We start from the raw sequence: 26,495 nt of genomic DNA, 5'->3' as shown, positions 1-26,495 counted from the left end.
ACCGAGCTGATGAAGCGTACGAATTCGACGATCGCGACCGAGCATCCGAGTTGGATGACGTACGTTTTGCTCGCCGCGGCGATTTACAATCTGGCCTGGGGCGGCTGGGTGGGACTGCGTCCGATGGACCTGTTCGACCTGACGGGCATCGATCGGCCCTTGTATCCGGGGATCTGGCAGTGCGTCGGGATGATCGTCGGTGTCTACGGTGTGGGCTACGCGATCGCAGCGACGGATCCGTATCGTCATTGGCCGATCGTGTTGGTCGGGTTTCTTGGTAAGACGTTCGGCCCGATCGGCATGGCGTACCAGTGGCTGGTGCTCGCCCCCGGAACACCGGGCCGGCTGCCGCTGCAGTGGGGCTGGGTCAACGTGACCAACGACTTGATCTGGTGGTTGCCGTTCGCGGTCATTCTGTACCAGTCATTCAAATTCTGGAACGCGCCGGCGGGGTCGAATGAATTCGAATCGCCCAGCCGTCTCAACGAGCTATTCCGCTCCCAACGCGACGTGACCCTCGCGGAGCTGTCGCGGCAACATCCGGTGCTGGTCGTGTTCTTGCGTCACAGCGGTTGCACGTTCTGCCGCGAAGCCCTCCAAGACCTCCGCGAACAACGCGACCAAATTGAGGCGAAGGGGACCAGGATCGTGTTGGTGCACATGGGGGACGACGAATCGAACCGGTCGTTCTTTGAGTCCTACGATCTTGGCGACGTCGATCGCATCAGCGATCCAGAGTGTCGTCTCTATCGGGCCTATCAGTTAGATCGCGGGCGAGTCGGACAGCTGTTCGGCCTGTCGGTGTTTTGGCGGGGATTCAAGTGCGCGATCTTAAATCGTCACGGCGTCGGAAAATTGGGTGGCGACGGTTTTCAGATGCCGGGGGCATTCCTGGTTCGCAACAACGAAATCGTCAATGCTTTTCGCCATCCGACGGCCGCGTCGCGACCTGACTACTGCAGCGTGGCTGAGCCGACGGTCTGATCCGCCTCGGCCGAGTCGTCGACGTCATGACCGCCCCTCGTCTCTTTCGACGATGAATCTTGACGCAGATAGGGAGTGTTCGGCGGATCCTCACTCCAGACCCAGGCGGCGAACCTGGCACCACACCGCATGCATCGCCAGCGAATTCGCAGGGTCAGCAAGAATGGCACCTGCTTGTACCAGCGGGACGGATAGCATTCGTTCGGCCGGTTCTGACAGCGGGGGCACTTCACCATGGGATTCAAAAGGGCTGGGTATTAACGACGTCTGCGTACCTGTCTGTTCGATGACGACACCCCTCCGAGAGGGGAAATCTTTCAACTATACGACCCGTCAAAGTTGAAAGCGGCAAAAGACAGTGTCGATTCCCGGCAGCTGGCCCAGCCGAGCCCGATCGCCGTTACAGCTAGACCAAGACGGATGACCCAACGGCCATCTCGACAGGGCAGGGCCCCTAGGCCCCGCGCCAAACGGCTGATCATCAATCGACATCAGCCGGTTCGCGACACGGCCTGTTGATCTCATTGAGAATGTGAGACGAATGGTGAGCCGCTGACCGTAAGGCCCCGGGCATTGCGCTGGCCCCGGGCATTACGTTGGGCCCGGCCGCTCACGCGTCACGGCTCACTCAATCAACAGACCGGCCAGCGTCCGAGCGCCCATCAATGTCGATTTAGCCGTATCGGCCGTGTGGCCCCGTGCTAACGCGTGCGGGTTTGAACCGACTGGCCGTTCAGCCGCCGGACCGCTTTGTGCGCCAATTTAGGCAAGGAGCGCTGAATCGACTGCCAGCTGGCGCGGGCGTCCTTTTTGGGGCGGACGACGAAATCAAATCCGACCGGAAACGCGGCCTGCTGGGTTCGAAACGACTCGCGGATCCAGCGTTTCCAGCGATTGCGGACGACGGCGCTGCCCGTTTTCTTGGGAATCGTCACGCCCAGTCGGCGCGGCTGGCAGGAACGATCACCACCGGGATCGCGGGGAAACGCAAACACCACCAAACAGCCGTCGGCCGCGCAGCCGCCCTTGCGAAGGGCCAGGGTGAACGAGCGACCGCTGACGACGCGTTTCGACTTGGGGAAGGCATTGGGTTTCATGATTGACCGTCAAAAGGCCAAGTCATCACGCAGCGACTGGGGGTTGTTGGCCGCGAACTGCCGGAGCAGCTCTTTTGACTCCTCGTCGATCGATTCGGGAAGCTTGATTTGGAGCTGGACGATCAGATCGCCGCTGGGCCCCGATTGGGAAGGAATCCCCTGGCCCTTGAGTCTGAGTTTGCGACCGCCGCTGCTGCCCGCGGGGACGTTCAGCGTGACGACTCCCGACGGGGTAGGCACGTCGACGCTGGTCCCCAACGCCGCTTCGCTGATCGAGATCGGCAGGGTCAGTTCCAGGTTCTGGCCACGTCGTCGATAGTGTTTGTGGGGCGAGGTCTTGATCACCAAGATCAAATCACCGCGTTCGCCACCGTTGGGCGAGGAAGCGCCCTGTTGGCGAAGTCGCATTTTCGCACCTTCGGCCACACCGGGCGGGATCGTGACGGCCAACTTTTCGTCGCCGAGATAGAATTCCGTCTCCCCGCCGCGAACGGCCAATTTGAGCGGAAGCTCCAATTCGTGGCGGATGTTTCCGCCCTTTTGTGGCGCTCGGGCCTGGGCGGTCCGCGCCCGTCCTCCGCCGGTCCGTCCCCCAGGCGCCCGTCCGCCGCCGCCAAGGATCTGTTCGAAAAAGTCGCCAAATCCGCCTTCGAAATTAAATCCCCCGCCTTGGCCGCCGGCACCACCGCCGCCACGCCCGAAGATTTGTTCCAAATCCAGCCCGTCGAATCCGCCCGGCGCCCCTCCTTGGTAGCCGCCCCCGCGAATCTTTTCAAAATCCTTGCCGTAGCGGTCGTAGGCTGCCCGTTTTTCGTCGTCGCTTAAAACATCGTAAGCTTCCTGGATGCGTTTAAATTTTTCCTGCGCATCCTTTCCCGAATTTTTGTCAGGGTGAAACTTGATCGCCAGCTTGCGATGCGCTTTCTTGATTTCGTCTTTCGAAGCGTTTCGGGCGACGCCGAGTGTTTGGTAAAGGTCTTCAGCCACGGCAAAAATGTTCTCTAACGGTCAGTCAGATTGGGTCGGGTTTATACTGGGTTGCGACAAACTTGGCACGGTCCGCGCCACTTGGTCAGAGGTAGCAAAGCTTGCGCCGCAATCGTATCGGAACGAATCTCGGATGAAATTACGGCAAAGATCCGCCCGTTGGGCGTTTACTGTAGGCGTTCTGGTGACGTCGGCCAGTCCCTGTCTGGCCGCAGGCGGTTCATTGACGCTGAAGTTGCAGGACGAATCGACAGGCGAACCGGTCATTTCTCGTGTCGAGTTCTTTCGCGGCGCCCATCCGTCGGGGCCGCAGGAAAACCAGATGCCCGTTCGTCAAACCGTCTCGGCGGGGATCGGCGTCGTCGTCGATCGCAGCGTGGTCTTGGAATTGCCCGACGGCCCGTATCGATTTCGCATCGTCCGCGGCCCCGAATACCGGGTGATCAACGGCACCTTCGAGCTAGAAAAAACGAGCCTGGATGAAAAAACAGTCTCGCTGCCGAGAATGGTCGACATGGCGGCCGAGGGTTGGCTGGCCGGCGATTGCTGTGTCGTTCCCTCGTCCGAAAGCGTGCCGCTGAGGATGGCGTCGGAGGACCTGCACCTTGCCGCGGTGCTCGGAAAACGCCCTTCCAAACCGATTCCCCGCCGCGATTCAGACGAGCCGATCGAACACCAACCGACTTGGATTCGCACCGACCTGACGGCGGACCGCGGGTTGGTCTATTTCGGATTCGATTCCCAGCACGCATCGACGCTCGAGCCGACGGAGCATTCATTGGCCCAGCTGGTCGCCGTCACGGGAAACGAACACGCGACCGACGTCAAAATCGGAATCGAAAACCCGTTCGCCTGGGAGCTGCCGGTGTGGTTGGCCAGCGGAAAAGTCGACGGCATGTTCGTGCTGGGTGATTGGCTGCGACTGGACCGCCGAGTCGTGTCGGTTCGCGAAGGCCGAACCCCGTCGTCGTTCTCGCTTGCCGAGCCGACCCAGGTCGGCCGTTACGCCGAGCGGATCTATCGACACGCACTCGACGCCGGAATTGATTTGGTGCCCTTGGCCGGCGGCGGCGATCGGTCGGCCAAAACACCGATCGGATACAACCGCTTGTACGTCACTTCCAAACCGTCCCCGGGCGATGACGGCGTGGAATCTCCGACCGCGCCACAGACCGAGCAGGCCTGGTGGGACGCCGCTTGGGCCGGCACCAGCGTGGCGACCAATGGACCGCTGATGCGTCCGCTGGTCGGCGGCAAACTGCCCGGCCATGTGTTTCGAGGCCGCAGCGGTGAGGTGTTGCGGATCCAACCGGAATTGAACCTGGCGGTGCGTGACCCGGTCGAGTACTTGGAAGTGATTCACAACAACCGAGTCCATTACAGTGCACGCTTGGATGAATTTGCCAAAGCCGGCGGCGAGATCCCACCGATCATGGCTACCGAAAGCGGCTGGGTCATCCTCCGCGTGATGACATTGCACGGTGAACATTACCGCGCGGCGATGAGCGCGCCGTGGTGGATCGAGTTTGACGGCCGACGGCGAGTCAGTCCGGAAAGCGTTCAGTTCTTTCGGGAATGGTTGTCCGAATACGAACAGCGGTTGACGCGATTGCCGGCGGATCAATTGGCCAGCTATGTGCCCTTCATCCGAGCGGCGCGGCGGTTTTGGGAGACCCGGTGAGGGATTTTCAGTATCCCGGAGGGATTTCAATTCTTTTACTGCAGGATTTGGCAACCGATTTAGATTCTCTCCCTCTGGGAGAGACGGCGTTTGCGCAGCAAGCAAACGCCAGAGAGGGCCGGCGCCCAGAAAGGCTTAGCGACTTCCGCGACGATCGATGTGGTATGCAAAACCGATCACCAGCCCCCTCATCCCCGGCCCTTCTCCCCCCCAAATCGACAAGCAAGCTTGTTACGATTTGCGGGGGAGAAGGGAGCCATGAATCTTGCAGTAATAAAATTGACGTCCCGGAGGGGGCGCCGCAAGTTCCGGCATGCTGCCGCGCGAAGCCTCCGGCTAAATGCAAACCTCGAAGACAAACAAAAACTTGAGAGCGATCATCGGACGCAAGTCGTTTGCCCAACCTGCCGAACGCAGGGACGCTTCCCACGCCGCCGGGTCACGCCGAACAACCTGCTCCTCCGAACACCTTCCGCCCCGGGAATCACTTGCACGCCCTTCATCGACGTCGCGGTGCAAACCGCGTTTTGATCTCATTGGTGCACTTCGAAAACTCAAAGGCGCTCGACTCCCAAGGATCGGCGCGTCGTGCGTTCGGTCGGATTCGTCTTTGAATCAAAGAAAAACACACTGGACCACACGACGCGAGTCACGGGGGAGTTGTGCGCCGCCGGATCACTCGATGGGCCACAAGAGATCAGGACGCTTGTCGCACCAAATCGCGGACGACCTACGGCCAGAGGATTCAAGAACCTGGCGTCAGCCTACGGTTGCAAGTCCCACGCAACTTCAGCCCACCGTGATCGAGGGATGATGGTGATGTCTACACGCAACGCATGCGATTAAAAAAGAGATGATTTGCGAGACGTCATGGCGGTGGGGCAAGACGATCGGGGCAAAACGATGAAGAGATGGATGGCAGAATCATTCTCTGCTGTCATGATTCTGCCCCGTATCGTTCTGCCAACACCTTCTCGGCAGGTTGTCACGCACAGCGTGACCTACTCCTTCTCGGCAGGTTGTCACGCACAGCGTGACCTACACCTTTTCGGCGGGTTGTCACGCACAGCGTGACCTACGCGTCTACGTCTTTCGCAGGGCTTCGATGGGGTTCATCGAGGCGGCTTTGTAGGCCGGGTAGACTCCGAACACGATCCCGATGCCGACGGAGATGCCGAAGGCTAATCCGATCGAGGAGACGCTGGTGGCGGTCTTCATTCCTGCGAACACGGTCACGATGATCGGGATCGCGATCCCCAAGACAATCCCGAGCACTCCGCCCATCGCGGACAACACCGTCGTCTCCAGCAGGAATTGACGAATGATGTCTCGCTTCTTGGCCCCGATCGCGCGGCGGATCCCGATTTCCCGCGTCCGCTCGGTCACCGTCGCCAGCATGATGTTCATGATCCCGATCCCGCCGACCAGCAGCGAAATGCCTGCGATCGCACCGAGCACCATGTTCCAGATTCGTTTTTCGTGTTCCGCCTGGGCCATCAACTCCAACGGCACCAGCACCTGGTAATCGGACTTCGACGCGTGGCTCTTTTCCAGCAACCCCCGCACCATATTGGCGGTCGGAACGACACGATCGGCCGCCTCTTTGCCAGCGTCACCGCTGGCCACGGCGAGGGTGATTTCGGTCAGTTCCACGCGGTCATATTCGCGACTTCCTTGCGACCCGGCGCGGGACAAGAACCCGAATCGACCGCGGCCCGTATCAAGCGGGATGAAGATATCCTGGTTGGCATCGCCACCTTCGGCTTGGCCCGCTCGGGCGACACCGCTGTCACGTTCGTTCAAGACGCCGACCACTCGGAACGCCGTGCCACCGATCAAGATCGGTTGGCCGAGCGGATCGCTGAACCCGAACAACTTGCGTGCGGCGCCGTCGGCCAAGACGGCGACGTTGGACATCGTTTCCAAGTCGTGTGATTGAAGAAAGCGTCCGCGGGCGACCGAGATACTGCGGACGTCCCGCAGTTGCGGCGTGGTCGCCAGAACCCGAGCCTGCGCGATCCGATTGCGATGATGGGAAACCTCCTGTCGCTTCATCATCACCGGCACGACGCTTTCCCCGGTCGGCAACTGGCTCAGCGCGCGGAGGTCGGCGTACGTCAAACCGTAGGCGTTCACCTTGTAGCGGCTGGTGGTGACCATCGCCGGTTGGGTTCCGCTGCCGCCCCCGGCGTCAGGCCCCGACGAAGGCTGGACCGTGCGGATGATGACGTTGTTGGCTCCCAAACCGCGGATGCGATCAAGTGCGTCCTGTTTGCTGCCTTCGCCGATCGACAACATCGCGATCACCGAGGCGACACCCAGGATGGTCCCCAACAACGTCAACGAGCTGCGCATTTTGTGCAGCAGCAAGTTGCGGATCGCCAGCTTGAGAGTTGCCCACCACATCAGGAATCGCCGCTGAGAAGATCGTCGATGAATTGACGCGGATTCAGGGCCACCTGATCGCCTTCGGTCAGCCCGTCGGTGATCTGCACCACCGAGTCGGTTTGACGTCCCGCCTGGACCGCTCGGGTGGCGAGTTGATGGTTGTCCCGAACCAGCACCCACGTTTGCTTGTCTCGTTCGATCACCGCTTGGATCGGAACGGTCAGTGCGTCGTCAATCGAATCGATCATGATCTCCGTGACCGCGGTCATCCCGGGTTTGAGTTGATCGACGGTCTGATCGATCGTGACGGTGGTTGCGTAAACTTTCGTTTCACTGCCGCGCCATCCGTTCTGCTCCGGCAACACGGCGATCGATTGGACCGTCCCGATGTATTCGTTCTCGGGAAAGGCGTCGACGGTGATACGGGCCTTCATCCCGATACGAATCTGTTCCAGATCCGATTCGTGAACCGCCGTTTGAACCTGCATCTTGTCGAGTGCCGGCAGCGACATCAGGTGTTGCCGATAGCGGACCGGCATGCCTTCGCGGATTTCGTCGTTTCGATCCGAGGCGTACGCGACCATCCCGGCTTCGGGCGCATGAATCTTGCAGGCGGCGAGTTGTTCGGTGTAGCGTGCCAGCCGCTCTTCTTCCTTCTTCAACGATTCCGTTCGGGCCCGCAAGATGGCTTGCACTTGGGCCAGCCTGGCTTCGTTGTTTCGCAACGTCTGCTCCAGTCCTCGTTCGGCGGTCTGCAACTTTCCGCGCAAACGCAGCAATTCCATTTCGCGTTCATAGTTTTCCTTCTTGCGGAGCGTTGCCAACGAAGTCTCAAGTTTGTTCAGTTGGGCGGCATACTTGCCTTCGGCTTGCAAAAACGCGAGTTCGCTTTTGCGCAACTCATTGCGGTTGGCGTATCCGAGCTTGTACAGCGAGTCGATCCCGCGGCGATCGTCGCGTCGCAGCTCCAGTGTCGCCTGGGCTTCGAGGATCTGGTTGTTGACCTCGTCGATGGAGCGTTTGATTTCCTCAACCGCCAACTTCAGCGTCCCGCTTTCGTCGTCGGTGTACATTTCCAGTTCCAGCTTGGCGAGCTGGACTTGCAGTTCGGCTTCCGCTTTACTGGTTTCGTTCTGAACGATCTGGTTGTTGTAATTGGCTTCGGCCTGAATCTGTGTCGAGCGGGCGTCTTCGGTTTCCAACATCTGCTCGTCGAGGGCTTCACGCATCGGGGCGGATTCCAGTTCGACCAAAAGATCGCCTTCTTTGACACTGCTGCCGTTTGGGATGATCCACAGGATCGGGGTCCCGTTGATTCCGTCGCGCTGGACATCCTCGACCATGCAGTGAATTTCTCGGTTGGATTGACTTTGCAGATTTCCCCGTTCGATCACGGTGACCTGCAAGCGATTCCGTCCGACGGTGTGCAGCAACACGTCCTCGTCGACCTGGCCGCCGCTGCCGAAGAACAGTGCCGAGAGTGAAAACCCGAGAATCGGAACCGCGATCAGGGCGGCCAACAGGGGCAGAAAGTGAACCACGCCGTGTCGCCGCCGAGGCGTGGTGGTGTGCTTGCGATGCCCGCCGCCGCGGCGGCCGGGCCGGCGAGCGACGGTTCGGCCTCCCTTCGCCTCGTTCGCCGCAGCTGCCAGGCAGCTGCCGTCCAAACCGGCGGGGCCTCCAAGCCTGGTCATGGCGACGTTGAGATCGTTTTCGGATCGAAACGCTGGTTCGGCCGAGATCGGCCGGGTATCGATGCAGTTGGACATGGCGTCGTAGGTGGGCTAGGTAGGTGGGAGGGAGGTGTGCGGACCGCAACTGCCACAGCCTTCGGACGCCGACCGGACCGACCATCGCGTCGGATACAGGTTGGCGGATCCTCTCGTGCGCGTGCGATGCGGTCACGCCAAATTGCGGGGCAATTCCTATGCCGGCCCCCATCAAATCATGGGTTGGGTCGACATTGCGGGTGCAGGCGGTGTTTGCAGGTGGGCTTACGGTGGGTCGTGGCGGGACGCTTTGACGGCGGAGCGACACGGGGGGTGGGCTGATCAGTCAAAACGCACACGTATTGTAGTCGACCATCAAGCCCCTGTCTCCCTAGCCTATCGGAAGTTGGCAGGAGGTCCCGACCAGGCGATCCAGGCAGATTAAACTGGATCTTTTACATTTGGTGCAAGACATTTGTCCGGCCAAACTGACCAGCCCGGTCGACCGGGAAGACCCGAAAACTCGCCGCAAGATGGAAGTTCCCAAACTGCCGCCAGATTGTCAGTTCTGTCGGGTTTCTGATCGTCAAAAACGTGTAGGATGGGGGGTGGTTCAGTCGCAAAACCACTGTTCACGCTCACACCATTCGGAAATACGGCATCATGGCGAAGGTATTATTGGTCGAAGACAGTCCGACTCAGGCGGTTGAGATGCGGATGCTGCTGGAGGAAGGCAGTCACGATGTACGGCATGCGGCCAACGGAAGATTAGCGATCGAGATCCTGGCCCGCGAACCGTTGGATATCGTCGTGACCGACCTGGAGATGCCGGAGGTCAATGGCCTGGAGTTGGTGGAAATGATGCGTTCGGACTACGCGCACATTCCGGCCATCCTGGTCACCGCGCGTGGATCGGAAGATCTGGCGGCCGAGGCGCTGCAAAAAGGGGCCGCCGGTTACGTGCCCAAGAATCACCTGCAATCGCTGCTCAACGACACGATTATCGACGTGTTGGGTGTCATCCGCACCGACGCCAGCTTTGCCAAGCTGATCTCCAAGCTGACCAAGAACGTTTTTGAATTCCAGCTGCCCAACGATAGCGACTTGATTTCACCGCTGGTCGGTTTGCTGATGCAAGTCGTCTCGGGGATGGAATTGATCAGCGGCGCGGAAATGAACCGACTGGGCGTGGCGATCGAACACGCGTTGATCAACGCCATGTATCGAGGCAACTTGCAACTCGGCCCGTCAGTGACCCCCGCCCACCACGCGATCATTTACGACGACGCGACCTCGGATTTGATCGAGCGGCGGAAACAGGAAGCCCCCTACAAGGATCGCCAGGTCTACGTCGAGGCCACGGCCAGCAAGGACGAAATCAAGATCGTGATCCGCGACGAAGGAAACGGGTTTGACACTTCCAAAGTGCCTGAGAAAGTCGACGCGAACCTGTTTGCGGCCGAATCAGGCAAGGGGCTGGTGCTGATGAAAAGCTTTGCCGACGAGTTGCGTTTTAACGACATCGGCAACGAGGTCACGATGATCAAGAAGTGTTGTTAGAAACAGTCCGATGGCAGATCCGCACGGCATCGAAACGGACCAACCGGCCCCGGATGATTCGTCCTCGGATGATTCGGGCAGCGACGTGCTCGACTCCCTCGCGCCGCATCACTCGCTCGCCGCCTATCAGTCGCTGGTCAACACGCTACCGCTGAGTCTGTTGATCAAGGACATCGACGGTCGGCGACTGTTTGCCAACGAGACGTACCTGAAAACCCGCGGCTGCACGCTTGACGAAGTGCTGGGCAAACGCGATGACGAACTCTTTCCGCCCGACATCGCCCAGGCCTACATGAAGGACGACCGACAGGTCATCCGCACCGGCGAATCGCTGCACAGCGTCGAAGAGTCGGTCGATCCATTCGGCCAACGCCGCTGGATCGAACGCATCAAGAGCCCCGTCTTGGATGCCCATCAACGCGTCATCGGTATCCAACTGATCTTCTGGGATGTCACCGATCGACATCTCGCCGAAAGCGAACTGAAATACGAACGCTATCTGCTCACCGCGCTGCTGGAAAACATTCCCGACAGCATCTATTTCAAGGATCCGGACAGCCGGTTCGTTCGGATCAGCGAAGCGATGGCGAAAAAGTTCGGTCTGGCCAGCGCCGAAGTGATCGGAAAAACCGACGCCGACATCTTTACCGAAACACACGCCGCCGCCGCCCGCGAAGACGAATTGCGGATCATGCAATCCCGCGAACCCGTCGTCGATCTCGTCGAACGCGAAACCTGGCACGACCGGGACGACACCTGGTGCATGTCCACCAAAATGCCGTTGATGGAAGACGACGGGCGCGTGATCGGCACCTTCGGCATCTCACGCGACATCACCGAATTGATCAAGTATGAAGAAGCGCTTCGCAACGCCCGCGACGAAGCCGACGCGGCCAATCGGGCCAAGAGTGATTTCCTGGCCAACATGAGCCACGAGATTCGGACGCCGATGAACGCCATCATCGGCATGTCCGAACTGCTGGCCCAAACGAAACTCAACAACGAGCAACTCGATTACATCAATCTGGTGCGTGATTCGGCCGAATCGCTGCTGCTGTTACTCAACGAGATCCTTGATTTTTCGAAAATCGAATCGCGGAAACTGCAACTGGAATCGATCCCGTTCTCGTTGCGCGATCTGATCCAGCGAACCAGCCAATCGTTGGCGATCCGTGCCGCCAAAAAAACCATCGAGCTGGCCTGCCGCGTCGCACCGGATCTTCCCGATCGCTGGATGGGAGACCCCGGACGGTTGCGTCAGGTGATGATCAACTTGATCGGCAACGCCATCAAATTCACCGACGAAGGTGAGGTGCTGGTCGAAGTCTGTGCGGGAGATCCGTGCCCGGATGCACCTCCCAACCACCTGCCGCTGCGGTTCAGCGTCAAGGACACCGGAATCGGGATCCCCAAAGAAAAACACGCGTCGATCCTGGACCCGTTCACGCAAGCCGATGAATCGACCACACGTCGCTTCGGCGGCACGGGACTGGGGCTGGCCATCTCGAAAGAACTGGTCCAGCTGATGCATGGAGAACTGCAACTGGAAAGCCGCCCCGGCCAGGGCACGACGTTCTACTTCACCGCGTCCTTTCCGCTGGCGGAAGACCAAACCGTTGACCGAGAAGGCGACTTGGAGAGCCTCGCCGAATTGTCCGTGCTGGTCGTCGACGACAACGCGACGAACTTGCGAATCCTGAAAGAGATTCTGACCAACTGGCGCTTGACACCGACGCTCGCCGCCGGCGGCCCCAGCGCGCTGCAAGCGGTCACCGATGCGGCTCAACGCGGCCAGCCGTTTCAGCTGGCGATCCTGGATTGCATGATGCCGGAAATGGACGGGTTCGAACTCGCCACACAGCTCCGCACCCAGTTCTCGAGCGAACAACTGAAACTGATCATGCTGTCCTCGTCCTCCAGCGGTGACGCGTTGCAGCGCTGCCAGGACATCGGCATCGCCCGCTACCTGACCAAACCCGCCGTGCAATCGGAATTGCTCGACACGATCTTGCAGGTCATGCAGCGAAAAACGGCCGCCAAGATCGATCCGCGTGCGAATCTGCCCGAATGCATGCCGATGCGTGTCCTGGTCGCCGAAGACGGCTTGGCCAACCAACACGTCGCCGTCGGCATGCTCCGCGCGTCGGGCCATCACCCCATCGTCGTCAGCGACGGACGCGAAGCGGTCGCGCGGTACGAGTCCGAACCGTTCGACATGATCTTGATGGACATGCACATGCCCGTGATGGACGGCATCGACGCGACCAAGGCGATTCGTGCTCATGAGCGTGTCACCGGTCGGCACATTCCGATCATCGCGTTGACCGCCGCGGCGATGAAAGAGGATGCCGAGGCGTGCGCCCGATCGGGCATGGACGGCTACCTGACCAAACCGATCCACCAGCGGCGGCTGCAAGAAATGATGGCCCAGTTCGCCCCCGCGACATCCGTGCTCGCCGCCTTTGGCCAATCAGGCCCGCAAAAATCAGGCTCTGGCCGGACTGCACCGGACACCCCGAACGAACCGGCAGCGATCGCCCCCTCCCAGGACCTGCCCGTCGCGTTCACGACAGTCCAAAGCGACGACGCCAACGCTGCGTCTCCTCCGGATCCCGGCCCCAATGACATTGGCGTGAACGACACGGGCTCCAAGGATTCCGGCTCCAAGGACACTGGCCCCGCTGAGTTCCAGACAATCGATTTGCAAGCGGCGGCCAGCCGAATCCCCGGCGGATCACGTGGTCTTGCCCGGCTGGCCGAAGTGTTCATCGCCGAATGCACGGGTTTGCTGCAAGTCCTCAACGACTCCATCCCCGACGGTGATCCCGTCGTGGTCGCCCGCAGTGCGCACACCCTCAAAGGGTCCGCCAGTCTGTTTTTCGCCGAGGCGGTCCGCGAATCGGCGCTGCGGATCGAATCGAAGGCCCGCGACAACGACTTGGCCGCAACCGTCGCCGATCTGGCTCAGCTGAACACCGATGCCGGCGCCATGTTGGCCGAGTTGAACCAACTTCGTCAGTCCCATCCCGACTGAACGCCCCGACGAAACGGACGGGAAAAACATCACCGCCCAAAATCTTTGGGGGAATTTCTCCTACCATCCCCCTGGAATAAGGGGTACAATCAAGCTTAGCGGACACACGAACAGATGCACAGCGTTTCAACTCCACTGCGGGCGCGTCAGCCGCCCGTTTCAGCGAGAGGTTTGTGCAGCATTGAAATCGTTGATCGTCGGTGCACCGAGCGTGGTACTCCGGCGGTCGCCTGCTGGAAAAGGCTCATTGATGCGGTTCCAGCGGGTGTGGGGCAAACGGATCACTCAAGGCTGCGCGAACTCTCGCAAGATGAGCTTGCAATCGATGACCTTGATCCAACTTTGCCGCGATTTTGACCTCAGGCCGAATCATGAGGATGCGGAGTCCATGATCCCCAACCGCTCGTCGGCGCGCACCGCATCGATCTCGAAAGACCATGCAGGAAGCGAGCTGGAGGGAGATTTCGATCACGACCATTGCGAACAGCAACCGGTCGCCACGATGCAACGGTATGCAATCGACAAACAAATCGGCAAAGGCGGAATGGGGTTGGTCTATCATGCCTACGACAACATCTTTGATCGAGAGGTCGCGATCAAAGTTTTGCTGAAGAGCTATCAGGGGCGAGACGAAGCGCGCCAGCGTTTTTTCCAAGAAGCTCGCACGACCGCGCGGCTGCAGCATCCGGGGATCGTCTCCGTCTACGACATGGGGGTCAGCGACGACGGACAGCCCTTCTTTGCGATGAAACTGGTCGAGGGCAGGACGCTCAGTGAGTTGATGACGACGGAAAACAAAACCCAGCTCCAGCATTCGCGTCTGCTGGATGTTTTCGCCCGAGTCTGCCAGACGATCGCCTATGCACACTCGCATCAGACCGTTCACTTGGATATCAAGCCGTCCAATGTGATGGTGGGAGCGTACGGCGAAGTCCACGTGATGGATTGGGGATTGAGTCGTCAATTGGGAAAGTCCTCGATTGAGCTCACCCCGATCAGCCCGGCTGCGGTGGAAAACATTTCCGACGAGCAGCTCTCGATGATTCTGTCCAACAGCAAGATCATCGGCACACCGAGCTACATGGCGCCGGAGCAGGCGCGCGGCCATCACATCAGCGTGCGTTCGGACGTCTTCGGCTTGGGCGCGCTGCTGTGCGAAATCCTGACGGGCAAGCCGCCCTATGAGGGATCGAGCTTTCGTCGGATCTATCGCCGAGCCGCCCGAGGCTCCATCCACAAAACGTACCACCGCCTGGACGCATGCGACGCGGATCCGGCGATCATCGCCCTGGCCAAACACTGCTTGGCGCCGAACGAACGCGACCGGCCGGCCGATGCGGGAACCATCGCGGGACAAATCACGGCCTACGTGGAATCGTCGATGGAACGTGCCGAACGCGACCTGTGTCGATTCTTCGAACTCAGCATGGATCTGTTTTGCATTGCCAGCTTGGACGGTTACTTCAAACGGGTCAATTCGAACTTTTCACGGGTGTTGGGATATGGCGATAGCGAATTGATCTCCAAACCCTTCATCGAATTCATCCACCCCGACGACGTCCAGCAAACGATCCAAGCGATTGGCATGCTGGCCCAGGGCGATTCCATTGCGGCGTTCTGCAATCGCTACCGTGATTCCGACGGCAATTATCGCTGGTTTCAGTGGAACGCCAAATCGATTCCGCAAGACAACACGATCTTCGCCGTCGCCCGCGTGATCGATGCGCCGGATGATTGACGCCCCATGTCATCTACCCGGACGCTAGGCGGGGTGTCTTTTGTTAGCGGTAGGGCGCAAGCCCTCCGGTCTTTCACGCAGCAACCGGACGGCTCGCTAACCATGCAACACGCCGTTACGTTGCCCGTCGGGACGAATCGGCTCTCTTACGAACCGTCCCATGCGATTGCCGGGTGCCCCTCCAATCGACCGCGACAACGACGGTCCACTTCGGCTAAACTTGGGCCTCGGCAAACAAAGGGTGACCGACAAGACCACGTCTCACCACACTTGACACTCTTTGTGGATTTTCCAACTGTGTCCACAGGCGACCTTTCATGGCAATCCTCATGGGTGAATTCCATCTGCACATCACCAGCACGATTGGATTGCTTCTCGCCGTTTGCCTCGCTGCCGGTGTTTTGGCCGATTTCGTCCATTTGCCCAAGGTCACCGCGTTTCTGTTGGTGGGGCTGCTGGTCGGCCCGAGCGCCCTGGACTGGGTCCCGACCGAGCACGTCGAGCTATTCGAACCGCTGCTCAAACTGGCCATGGCGTTGGTGCTGTTCAATCTCGGCTGCGAGTTCACGTTTTCCAAGGTCCGGCGTGTCGCGGCGCATTGCATGGCGCTCTCGATCGCCGAAATCACGGCGACCGCCGTGCTGGTCACGATCGGCTTGGTCCTGTTCGGGTGCACAGGCAGCATGGCGTTGTTGCTGGGATGCCTGGCCGTTGCGACCGCCCCGGCGACCACGATTCTGGTCCTGAAAGAATTCCGCTCCGAAGGCCCGGTGACCGAATCCACGGGCTTTTTGGTCGCGATGAACAATTTTGCCTGCATCATCCTGTTCGAGTTTGCGTTCCTGGGCATCGAATGGTTCCAGGGCAACCTGCAAGTCTCCTTCAGCCGCCAGATGTTCGGCGTATTACTGAACGTCGCCGGATCGATGGGACTGGGGATCGTGGGCGGATTGGTGGTCAGCTATGGCTGCGGATTTCTAAACATGAAACGCTGGCTGGTGCTGTTGGTCGCCGCCGTCACGTTCCTGTTGGGCGTCGACGAATCGTTCGAGATACCGTACATGCTGTCCTTTCTGATGATGGGTGTGACGGTTGCCAACACGTCGGATTACAAACAGAAGATCGTCGACGAACTCGATCACCTGTCGGGCTTGCTGGCGGTGCTATTCTTCGTCGCCCACGGCACCGAACTCGATGCCGGAGCGTTCATCGCCGCGGGCAAACTGGGGATCGTTTACATCGCCTTTCGGATCGTGGGTAAATGGCTGGGCGTGTATGTCGCGGCAAAAGCCACCCGACAACCGCCGGAAGTACGCAACTGGGGTGGCGCGTGCCTGTTCGCCCAGGCCGGGGCCGCGATCGCACTGTCCACCATTGCCGTCAACCGCAATCCCGAATTGGGCAAGCCGATCCAAGACATCATCTTGGGATCAGTCGTCTTGTTCGAAATCATCGGCCCGCTGTTCATTCGACACTCGTTGATCCGAACCGGCGAAGTCCCGCTGGCCCAAGCGATCCACCACACCAGCCGTACGCCGCTGGAACAGTTGCGCGAGGTCGTCGATCGGTTCCGTGCGGCGGTCAACGGAACCGCTCCCGCGGCAGCGGTGATCGGCAAAGTCAAGGTCAGCGATCTGCTGCGAAAAACCAAAGGCATCCATCAATCTGCCGACTTCGATCAAGTCGTCGCGCATATCGAACACAGCCACGACAACACTTACCCGGTCGTCGACGATCGAATGCGCGTCGTCGGCGTGATTCGCTATCCGCTGCTCAGCGACGTTCTGTTCGATCACAGCGCCGCAAAACTGGTCCGCGCCGAAGACCTCGTCAGCGACATCGACTCTTGTCTGCACGAAGACGACCCGGCGGCGCGAGCGTTCGAGTTGTTTCAGGGCGAGACGGACGATTGCATCCCCGTCGTCCAACGCGACAGCCCCCACGAATTGCTGGGAGTGGTGCGCCGCAGCGACGTCATGCACGCGTTGATCACTCAGCGGCGAAAAAACAAGTGACGTGACACCGACCGGCGAAGTAAACGCCGCGATTGACCGATCGACCTCCCCTCGCTTCGCTCGACCCCATAGGCACCAAGTGAACCGATCCGTTCATCAACGAAGTTGTCGTCACCCTCCCTCTGGGAGGGTCGCAGAGGAGTGTGCGACGAAGCGGGGAGGGTTGTTGCGAAGCCAAAGTTGCGAACAACGATAGAGCATCAATGTCGGAAGCCCTCCCCTCGCTGCGCTCGACCCTCCCGCACACGGGAGGGTGACTTCGATATTTGCACGACCTCCTGCCCCCATCGTTTTGCCCCATCGTTTTGCCCCCATCGTTTTGCCCCCATCGTTTTGCCCCCATCGTTTTGCCCCCATCGTTTTGCCCCCATATTTTGACCACCCCATATTTTGACCACCCCATTTTTTGACCCCATTTCCCGCTCACTCCACCACCCACCGATTCCTGCACGACGACGGCCCTCCCACTCATTGCCGACTCGCATTTTCGACGCTTTTAGATTCTTGACGCCATCGACGGTTGGCCAACGGCTATACTGGGTTCCCCTCCCTACCCTGCCCTCCCCCTCCCTGCCCGCCCTCCTGCCATGCCCGATCGCCTTGAGACGAGGTTGTCGTACCGTCACGTCGTGATGTCGGCGTTGATGTCGGTCGCGTTCTGTAGCGTCGTGGCGCATGGCGAGGATCTGCCAGGCCGCAACTCGGTGATGGGCGATGTCGTCAGTTTTGAACTCGACGTGCAACCGATCTTGGCTGCACACGGTTGTAACGCCGGAGCCTGTCACGGCAAGCAACGCGGGCAAAACGGTTTCCAACTCTCACTGCTCGGCTTTGATTCCGACTTCGACCACGATGCGATCGCCCGTCAAGCGCGGGGGCGACGGCTGAGCATCGCCTCACCGGAGTCGAGTCTGTTGATCCAGAAGGCGACGGCGGAGTTGCCACACGGCGGCGGTCGAAAAATCGAAGTCGGGTCGGACGCCTATCACACGCTCCTCGCGTGGATCCGCCAAGGCGCTCCCCGTCGGCTGGCGGACGAACCCGTGCTGGAATCCGTCGAGTTGAAACAGACCGAGTTTGCCTTGACACCCTCGGGCACGGCCGAGCTGTCGACCGTCGCGTCCTACAGCGACGGGACGACGCGTGACGTCACCAAGATGACCAGTTACTTGTCCAACGATGCCGCCATCGTGCAAGTCGATTCGGGTGGCCGATTGAAGGCCGGTCCGGTCCCGGGCGAGACCGCGGTGATGGCCCGCTACATGAATCACATTCGCGTGGCCAATGTCAGCATCCCGCGCATCGAAGCGTTGCCGGATGGGTTTTACGACGACCTGCCTCGAGCGAACTTTATCGATGACTTGGTTTATGACAAATTGAGTCAACTGCAAATCCGGGTCTCCGAACCGGCAAGCGACGCCGTTTTCTTGCGCCGCGTTTATACCGACGTCATCGGCCGCTTGCCATCGGCACAAGAGGCTCAACCGTTTCTCGACAGCCGAGACAGCAACAAACACGAGCAACTGGTCGACCACTTACTGGAACAACCCGAATACGTCGATCACTGGGCGAACCAATGGGCGGATCTGCTGCGTCCGAATCCCTATCGGGTCGGCATCAAGGCGGTACTCAATTACGACAATTGGATCCGGCAGCAATTCCGCGAGAACGTTTCGCATGACGAATTCGCGCGTCGATTGATCACCGCCAAGGGCAGCACTTGGCACAACGGTGCTGCCACGTTGTTTCGCGACCGCCGCAGCCCCGATGAAGTCGCCACACTGGTCAGCCAGCTTTTCCTGGGTGTGCGGTTGGACTGCGCGAAGTGCCATCATCATCCGTTTGAGAAGTGGAGCCAGCACGACTTCTATTCCTTCGCCGCGTTCTTTGGAAAAGTCGGTCGCAAGGGCACGGGGCTTTCCCCGCCCATCTCCGGTGGTGAAGAGATCGTTTATGTTTCCACCACGGGGGACGTCCGGCATCCGGTGACCGAAGAAGTGCTCGCGCCGGCCCCGCTATTCGGGACGGTCGACTTGGCCGCAGACGACGACCCGCGCGAAGCCCTCGTCGATTGGATGGTTTCTGCCGACAACCCGTATTTTGCCGCCGTCCAAGTCAATCGCATCTGGGCTCAACTGATGGGACGCGGCATCGTCGATCCGGTCGACGATCTCCGCAGCACCAATCCGCCCAGCAATCCCGCGTTACTCGATGCATTGGCCAAACACTTTCAACAGTCCGGCTACGATCAAAAGCAGTTGATCAAGACGATCGTGCTTTCCAACGTGTACGCGACCAGTTCAACCCCCAACGAATCCAACGCGAGCGATCGGCTGAATTACTCGCGTCACTACCGGCATCGCTTGCGTGCCGAGGTCCTGGCCGAAGCGGTCGCCGATGCCACCGAGACGACCGAATCGTATTCCGCTTTGGCTCCCCAGTCGCGTTCCAATCAAGTTTGGACGCACCGGATCGGATCGGTTTTCCTGGACACGTTCGGCCGCCCGGACCCGAACCAGGATCCACCCTGCGAACGGATCGCGGACTCGTCGGTCACGCAAACCTTGCACCTGATGAATTCGCGTGAGATCGACGGACGCATTCGCAGCGACTCCGGTCGCGCCGCACGGCTGGCCGGCAGCACGTTGTCGGCCGCGGAGATCGCGACGGAACTGTACCTGGCGATTTTTTCTCGTCGGCCGACCGTCGAAGAGCAACGATACTGCGAATCACTGATCACCGCCGCGGGCGAACAACGACGCGGCGCGATCGAAGACTTGATGTGGGCGATGATGAACGCTCCCGAATTCATGATTCAAAATTGAGAACCACCACCATGGCAAAAAGTTGGACGAATTGCGAAGGCCTGACCCGGCGTGATGGGTTGAAGCTGGGGCTGGGCGGGCTGATCGCCGGAGGCCTTTCGGGCGCCCTGGGCGCCCGCGCGCGAGCCTCTTCGGCAGCGGATTCAAGCCGGCACAACGCCCAGGCCGATGCGTGCATCTTGGTTTGGCAAGACGGGGGACCGAGCCACTACGAGACGTTTGACCCCAAGCCCGATGCACCGGTCGAGATTCGCGGGGCGTACCAGCCGATCGCGACCCAGACCCCCGGCATGCAATTCGCTCAGCCGATGAAGAAACTGGCGGCGATCAGCAACGACTTGGCGATCGTTCGCTCGATTCGCCACGACCAAGGCAACCACGGTGCGGGCAATCATTACATGATGACCGGCGCACCGCCGCGGATCCCGGTCGGCTGTGGCGCCTTCGTCAGTTTCCACCCCAGTCTGGGCAGCGTGGTGGCCAAAGAAATCGGCGCGCCCCACGGCATCCCCGCCTATTTCTCGCTGCCCCGCATGTCACGCTCCGGCGGCCCCAATTTTTTGGGCAGCAAGTACGCGCCGTTCGTCGTGCCCGATAGCCCCAACAGTTCCGGCTTTCGCGTCCGTGACGTCACCATTCCCAGCGGATTGACCGGCGACCGCTTCGCATCACGACAAGAGATTCGCAAACACATCGACACGATGCTTCGATTCAACGACGCGTCGGTCGCCGATCCGACGTTGGCCGTCGATGAATTCTACGGACAGGGCATGCAAATCATCAGCAGCAAAGAAGCCCAAGCGGCCTTCGATATCCATCAAGAATCGGACGAAGTCCGCGATGCCTATGGCCGCAACACCTTCGGCCAGCAAGCCTTGTTAGCCAGGCGTCTGGTCGGTGCGGGCGTTCCCTTCGTGACGTTGTATCACGGCGGTTGGGACCACCACACCAATATTTTCAAGTCACTCGACGACAAACTGCCTCCGTTCGAAGCGACGATCGCTGCCTTGATTTCGGACCTGAAACAACAGGGCATGCTCGAGCGCACCCTGGTGGTCGTGCTGGGCGAATTCGGGAGGACGCCGAAAATCAACAAGGACGGCGGGCGCGACCACTGGTCCAACGCGATGAGCGTGATGTTCGCCGGCGGACAGACCCCCGGAGGCCAGGTCGTCGGAGCCACCGATCGACAAGGCTACGCCGCGATCGAACGTGTGCTGTCGCCCGAAAATTTCGTCTCGACGATCTACCAAAAACTCGGAATCGATCCCGGCCAAATGATGTACACGCCGGAAGGACGCCCGACCCACTTGGTCAGCGACGCCACCCCGATCGACGAGCTGATGGGTTAGTGATGATGGCGTTGTTTCAACACCGTTCGAGAAGTTCGGTTGTCGCAATTTCGTCGCACGAGTTCGAGCGGCAATGGACTGGTCCTGCGCGTGGCGCCGGCCGGTGTCGCGTGCCGATCGTGAATCGTTTGTTTCCGGTGTTTTGCAAAGTTTTAGCGGCAGGGCGGAAGCCCAATGCCACTTACTTTGGCAACGAAGGTGTTAGCGGAACGGCGCGAGCCGTCCGGTTTCGGTGCGAAAACACCTTGAAAGGCCGGAGGGCTCGCGCCCTACCGCTAAAAAGTGCTTCACAGCGCCACCCGCCGGGATGGATCACTCGCGCCGGTCGCTTACGCGTCCCGCTGGGGTGGATCATCGTTGCTTGCGTGTTTGCCGTTTGCGTGCTTTCGCCCCGGACCGCCCAAGCACAACTCAAGCTCGATCGACTCTTCCCACCGGCGGTCGCGACGGGGAGCGAAACCGAAATCACGGCCGAAGGAAAATTCCCCAATTGGCCGTCGGCGGTCGCTTGCGATCGAGACGACGTTGAAATCACGCCCGCGAAGGACTCGGGCAAGTTCACCGTCAAAATCCCGGCGACCGCGCCGCCGGGCGTGGCCTGGATCCGACTTCACGACGATCAATCGGCCACGCAGCTCCATCCGCTGATCATCGCACCGATCGCCGTGACCAGTGAAGTCGAACCCAACGACAAACGCGACGCCGCCCATCGGGTGACCCTGCCGGCGGTGGTTGCCGGACGATTGGCCAAGAGTGGTGACAGCGATGCCTATCGCGTCTCGCTCAAAGCCGGTGAGCAACTCGTCGTTTCGGTCACCGCAAATCAGCTGCTTCAATCACCGATGGATGCCGTCTTGCAGCTGACGGATCTTCGCGGCAACGTGCTGGCACAGGTGGACGATGCCCGCGGCCTGGACCCGCAACTGGTCTATCGATGCCAGGCCGACCAGGACGTGCTGGTCCGCATCTTTGCGTTTCCTGAAACGCCCAACAGCACCGTCGGTTTCGGCGGATCGAGCAGCTTTGTTTACGTCTGCGACATCACAACCGGTCCGTTCTTGGACCATCTGGCCATCCGCGGCGAAACCGCCCTGCCCTTCGGCCACAATCTTCCCGAATCGTGCCCCGTCGTCCTGGCTCCCGCAACCCGTGTGGCCCCGTCGACGGCGACGGTGCCCCACGGACTCGGTTGGTTCTGGGTCGCACGCCGGGACGATGACGCGGTGCATTCGCATCACGACGACGCATTCGACGGATCGCTCCCCGCGGTTCTTTCTGGATGCATCACCGAGCCGAAAGAAACACACACGTATTCGTTTGCCGCGGTCAAAGGCAAAACGTATCGTGCCGAAGTGCGATCGAAAGCCGATGGGTTTTTGCTCGACTCGAAACTGACGATCAGCGATCAGAAGTCGGGCAGCGTGCTGGCCAGCAATGATGACCTCTCACGGGGCAACTACGACGCCGGCGTCGACTTCACAGCGAAGCAAGACGGCCAGGTTGACGTGACAGTGTCCGACATGATCGACGGATACGGCCCGCGGCATTTCTACCAGTTGTCGATCCGCGAACGGCGTCCGGAATGCCAGCTGACCCTCGCGGAGGACCATTTTGTCGTGCCACGCGACAACCCCCTGGAGATCCCCGTCACGGTGACGCGCACGGCGGGCTTCGGCGAAAAAGTCCAAATCACGGCAGTCGGATTACCGCCTGGCGTGACGGTCGAAAGTGTCGTTTCAGAACCCAAGGGCGACACGTCGAAATCCGTCAAATTAAAGTTGACCGCTGGTGACGCTGCCGCCGGTCACGCAACGTTCCAAATCACCGGCACGTTCGTGGACGCCGACGGCAATCCGACCGAAGGGAAATCGGAAGCGACCTACGAGCTGCGTCCCCAGCTCTCGTTGACAGAATTTTGGTTGACGATCCCACCGGCACCCAACGACAACACCTCGACCGACAACGCTTCGACCCCACCGGCAACGCCATGAATGATCGCCCATCCCGTTTCCAACCGAGTCCGCGTCGCGGTGTCGCGGTGATGCTTGTGTTGGCCATCGCACAGGGCCTGTCGACCAACGTGTCGGCCAACACCCGTGAGATCGCGGAACTGCCCGAAGACCGAAAGGTCCTCTATAGCCGCGATGTCGCCCCTGTGCTGACCAAAAATTGCGTCGCCTGCCACAATGCCAGCAGCGAAGAAGGCGGCGTCAATTTGGAGACGGTCGAAAAGATGAAGGCATCCGATGTCGAGGATGTCCTGGTCCCCGGCAATGCGCAACAGAGCCGTTTGTTCCTGCTCGCCTCCCATGCCGAAGACCCGGTGATGCCGCCCGACGACAACGACGTCTCGGCCGCGGCCCTGAACCCGATCGAACTGGCGCTGCTGCGACGCTGGATCGATTCGGGTGCAGAAGTCGATCAGGCGAGCGGCACACCGACGCCGCGGCAATGGCAACCACTGCCGAGCAGCCTGCAAACGGTTTATGGATCCGACATGACGCCCGACGGTCGGCTATCGGTCGTCGGATTCGGGAACCAAATTCGGTTGTTCGGATCAAAGTCTTCCGAACCGATCGACTCACTTGAGCGTCACTTGGAAGACCAAACCCGACCCGCCCACGACGACTTTGTTCAAGACTTACGATTTGTTTCCGATGGCGGGCGCGTCCTCTCCAGCGGCTATCGAAACGTCAAACTCTGGCAGATGGCTCCGTTTGAACCGACATCGATTCCAGTCATTGATCGCGATGAAACCTTGGCCATCGCGATGAACCCCAGCGGCCGTCACGTCGCGGCGTTGTCGCCCAGGGGCGAACTGAGTGTGGCCAAAGTCGGCATGAATCGCTGGCGATGGATGAAAGGGTTTGACGTCCCGGCCGAATTCCAATCGGATCAACCTCCGCTCGTCCACGTCGCCGTCGGCCCGCAAGGCGATTGCGTGTCGATCGCATGGGACAAAACCATCCGAGTCGTCCGCATCGATGGCAAAGCCCCCGAGACGATGGAAGCCGCCCATCCAACCACGTCCATGATCTGGCCGGATCGGGACCGCCTGGTCACCGGCGACGCGTCGGGCAAGGTGAATCGATGGCACCGAGAGAACGATGCGTGGACCAGCAGCGAGTTGGCGGTTTCGGATCAGCCGATCGCCTTCCTTTGCTCGGCAGCTCGCGACGACGCGCCGCTGGTCGCGATCGATGGCTCGGGCAAAATCGCACAGTTCGACGCGGCGAAGAATCAATTCGTCGAACTCGGAAAGCTTCCCGACGCGCCCGCTTCGGTTTCTCTGGCCGGCTCAAACAATCTGCTCTGGATGACGACGCAATCCGGCGCACTGGGGACGTTCCACTTGACGGACAAGACATTTGTCGAAGTCGCCAAATCGGATCCCGTTGCCGCTGCGCAACACGCGTCGGACCAATGGGAAACGCAGGTGGGAGAACGATTGATTGCAGCCCACGACGCATCGGTCAAACAGGCCGAGTCCAACGTGGACGCGGAAAAGAAGAGTTTGGAAAAAATCGCGGCCGACATCGCCACCAAGTCGACGGCGGTTGCCGAAAAACAAAAAGGTGTTGCCGACGCAAAGAAAGCCGCCGAAGCCGCTCAAGCGAAATTGGCTCAGGCATGCGCCGAAGAAGAATCGGCGACGAAAATGAGAACCGAACTCACCGCGACGGTCAATCAATTGGATACATCGATTGCAAAATTGACCGAGCAACTGGAAGCATTGAAAAAAGAGAAAGCCGACGCCGAGCAGAAGCTCGCCACGGTGCCCGACGCCAAGAAACTGGCCGACACGACCAAGACGCTCAGCGAAGCGTCTGAAAATGCCGCCAAAGAACTCGCGACGAAGAACAGCGAACTGGCGGACCAACAAACCGCGTTGCAATTGGCCCAAGAAACGAAAGCGCGCGGCGAACGACGGCTGAAAGGACTCGACGAAGAACATCAACGTCGCCAGCAGGCACTCGAAACGATCAAGGCCGAACAAGAAGCGAAACAAGCCAAGGCTGCGGAATCCAAAACACGCGTGGATCAATCGACAGCGACCGACCAACCTGTAGCCCTGACCGCGTCAGGAACACGGGTTCTGACACGCTCGCAAACTTCGGGAACTTGGTGTCTTTGGACCGCCACGGGCGACTGGTTGGGACAGTTGCCCGAACTTCCCGCAGGCGGCCGGTTGGTTGCCGCTGGTGACAACGGTGTGTTGATCCAGGCAGCCGACGGACAGCTCCACGCGCTACATGCGTCCGAGCACCTTTGGAAGCATCAGCGAACGATCGGCTCGGCGACCGCGGACAGTCCATTTGCCGATCGTGTGTTGAGCGTCGACGTCGATCCGTCGGGACAATGGCTGGCCACCGGAGGCGGAGAACCGTCGCGGACGGGCGAGCTGATGATTTGGAATCTGTCGGACGGCTCCCTGGTCCGTCGCATCGAATCGCCGCACAGTGACACGGTGCTGTGCGTTCGGTTTTCTCCCGATGGCAAGACCTTGGCCACCGGCGGCGCCGACCGGATGATCAAATTGTGGGACGTCGCAACGGGAACCTTGATCAAGTCACTCGAAGGCCATACGCATCACGTCAGCGCGCTCGCCTGGAACGTCAACCAACGTGAACTCGCCAGCGGTTCAGCCGATCAGACCGTCAAGATCTGGAACATCGATTCCGGCAAATCGACGCGGACGATCAGCGGACTGAAATCGGAAATCACGCGTCTGGTCTACGTGGGGCGAGACGACCGCATCGGCATCACGTGTGGCGATGGCTACTTCCGAGTCTATCGCACCGATAACGGCGGCCGAGAAACCAACGCCAAACTCCCCGGCGGATACCTCTACGCACTCGGCGCCAACCGCGACGGGACGCAGTTCATCGTCGGCGGCGCCGACGGCGTCGCAACAAGAATCGACAAGTCCGGAAAGCAGCTGCAAGAACTCGTCGCCGGAGAATGACAACAGGCGGGATCGCGAGCGAACCCGTTATCCCGAAGGTCGTCGATTGTATAAGTGACGGATTTGATCGTAGCGGAAGGCGCCAAGACTTTTGCGGCATGAACCCTCTCTGGCGTTTGCTTGCTGCGCAAACGCCGTCTCTCCCAAAGGGAGAGAATC

Annotated in this window: 15 protein-coding genes; 10 read left to right on the top strand and 5 right to left on the bottom strand. The window is 60.0% G+C overall.

Annotated features, from left to right (window positions below; all coding sequences use genetic code 11):
- The first annotated feature begins 9 nt into the window (after positions 1-9).
- Positions 10-984: a peroxiredoxin-like family protein gene (locus NZK35_RS21555; protein WP_259634592.1), complete on the top strand. Its 975-nt coding sequence runs from the start codon at positions 10-12 to the stop codon at positions 982-984.
- On the opposite strand, the gene NZK35_RS21550 is transcribed toward NZK35_RS21555, so the two are convergent.
- The 3 genes from NZK35_RS21550 to NZK35_RS34745 all read right to left on the bottom strand — a co-directional run bounded on the left by NZK35_RS21550 (position 954) and on the right by NZK35_RS34745 (position 3,068).
- Positions 954-1,220, bottom strand: coding sequence for a hypothetical protein (locus NZK35_RS21550; RefSeq protein WP_259634591.1), 267 nt, complete (start codon positions 1,218-1,220; stop codon positions 954-956). The two genes, NZK35_RS21555 and NZK35_RS21550, sit on opposite strands and share 31 nt — an antisense overlap.
- Positions 1,221-1,685: 465 nt before the next feature.
- A complete protein-coding gene (rnpA, locus tag NZK35_RS21545) occupies positions 1,686-2,081 on the bottom strand; it encodes a ribonuclease P protein component (RefSeq protein WP_259634590.1) in 396 nt (131 codons plus the stop codon).
- 9 nt (positions 2,082-2,090) lie between these two features.
- On the bottom strand, positions 2,091-3,068 hold the full coding sequence (locus NZK35_RS34745; RefSeq protein ID WP_323379651.1) for a DnaJ C-terminal domain-containing protein: 978 nt from the start codon (positions 3,066-3,068) through the stop codon (positions 2,091-2,093).
- A gap of 133 nt (positions 3,069-3,201) precedes the next feature.
- On the opposite strand from NZK35_RS34745, the gene NZK35_RS21530 reads away from it, so the two are divergent.
- Positions 3,202-4,749: a CehA/McbA family metallohydrolase domain-containing protein gene (locus NZK35_RS21530; RefSeq protein WP_259634589.1), complete on the top strand. Its 1,548-nt coding sequence runs from the start codon at positions 3,202-3,204 to the stop codon at positions 4,747-4,749.
- 1,083 nt (positions 4,750-5,832) lie between these two features.
- Here the strand turns inward: NZK35_RS21530 and NZK35_RS21525 are convergent.
- Positions 5,833-7,155 (bottom strand): ABC transporter permease, encoded by a 1,323-nt coding sequence (locus tag NZK35_RS21525; protein WP_259634588.1) that lies wholly within the window; start codon positions 7,153-7,155, stop codon positions 5,833-5,835.
- Positions 7,155-8,906, bottom strand: a complete 1,752-nt coding sequence (locus tag NZK35_RS21520) for an efflux RND transporter periplasmic adaptor subunit (protein ID WP_259634587.1) — start codon at positions 8,904-8,906, stop codon at positions 7,155-7,157. Before NZK35_RS21520 ends, NZK35_RS21525 begins: the two co-directional genes overlap by 1 nt.
- Positions 8,907-9,509: 603 nt before the next feature.
- Between NZK35_RS21520 and NZK35_RS21515 the strand changes: the two genes are divergently transcribed.
- The 8 genes from NZK35_RS21515 to NZK35_RS21480 all read left to right on the top strand — a co-directional run bounded on the left by NZK35_RS21515 (position 9,510) and on the right by NZK35_RS21480 (position 26,336).
- Entirely contained in the window at positions 9,510-10,406 is an 897-nt protein-coding gene (locus tag NZK35_RS21515) for an ATP-binding response regulator (protein ID WP_259634586.1), read from the top strand.
- 10 nt (positions 10,407-10,416) lie between these two features.
- Positions 10,417-13,440 (top strand): hybrid sensor histidine kinase/response regulator, encoded by a 3,024-nt coding sequence (locus NZK35_RS21510; protein WP_259634585.1) that lies wholly within the window; start codon positions 10,417-10,419, stop codon positions 13,438-13,440.
- Between the two features lie 325 nt (positions 13,441-13,765).
- Positions 13,766-15,178, top strand: coding sequence for a protein kinase domain-containing protein (locus NZK35_RS21505; RefSeq protein ID WP_259634584.1), 1,413 nt, complete (start codon positions 13,766-13,768; stop codon positions 15,176-15,178).
- Between the two features lie 317 nt (positions 15,179-15,495).
- Positions 15,496-17,193, top strand: a complete 1,698-nt coding sequence (locus tag NZK35_RS21500) for a cation:proton antiporter domain-containing protein (RefSeq protein ID WP_259634583.1) — start codon at positions 15,496-15,498, stop codon at positions 17,191-17,193.
- A gap of 587 nt (positions 17,194-17,780) precedes the next feature.
- Positions 17,781-20,018 (top strand): DUF1549 and DUF1553 domain-containing protein, encoded by a 2,238-nt coding sequence (locus tag NZK35_RS21495; RefSeq protein ID WP_259634582.1) that lies wholly within the window; start codon positions 17,781-17,783, stop codon positions 20,016-20,018.
- Between the two features lie 11 nt (positions 20,019-20,029).
- Positions 20,030-21,370 (top strand): DUF1501 domain-containing protein, encoded by a 1,341-nt coding sequence (locus NZK35_RS21490; protein WP_259634581.1) that lies wholly within the window; start codon positions 20,030-20,032, stop codon positions 21,368-21,370.
- 365 nt (positions 21,371-21,735) lie between these two features.
- The gene (locus NZK35_RS21485) at positions 21,736-23,361 is read left to right on the top strand and encodes a PPC domain-containing protein (protein ID WP_259634580.1); all 1,626 of its coding nucleotides are present in this window, start codon (positions 21,736-21,738) and stop codon (positions 23,359-23,361) included.
- Positions 23,358-26,336 carry a c-type cytochrome domain-containing protein gene (locus tag NZK35_RS21480; RefSeq protein WP_259634579.1) on the top strand — a complete coding sequence of 993 codons (2,979 nt, stop codon included), beginning with the start codon at positions 23,358-23,360 and terminating at the stop codon, positions 26,334-26,336. Before NZK35_RS21485 ends, NZK35_RS21480 begins: the two co-directional genes overlap by 4 nt.
- Positions 26,337-26,495: the final 159 nt, after the last annotated feature.

Source organism: Stieleria sedimenti (assembly GCF_025060895.1).
Classification (GTDB): Bacteria; Planctomycetota; Planctomycetia; order Pirellulales; family Pirellulaceae; genus Stieleria; species Stieleria sedimenti.
Note: the sequence above shows the minus strand (reverse complement) of the source record. Positions and strands in the feature narration are given on the sequence as shown.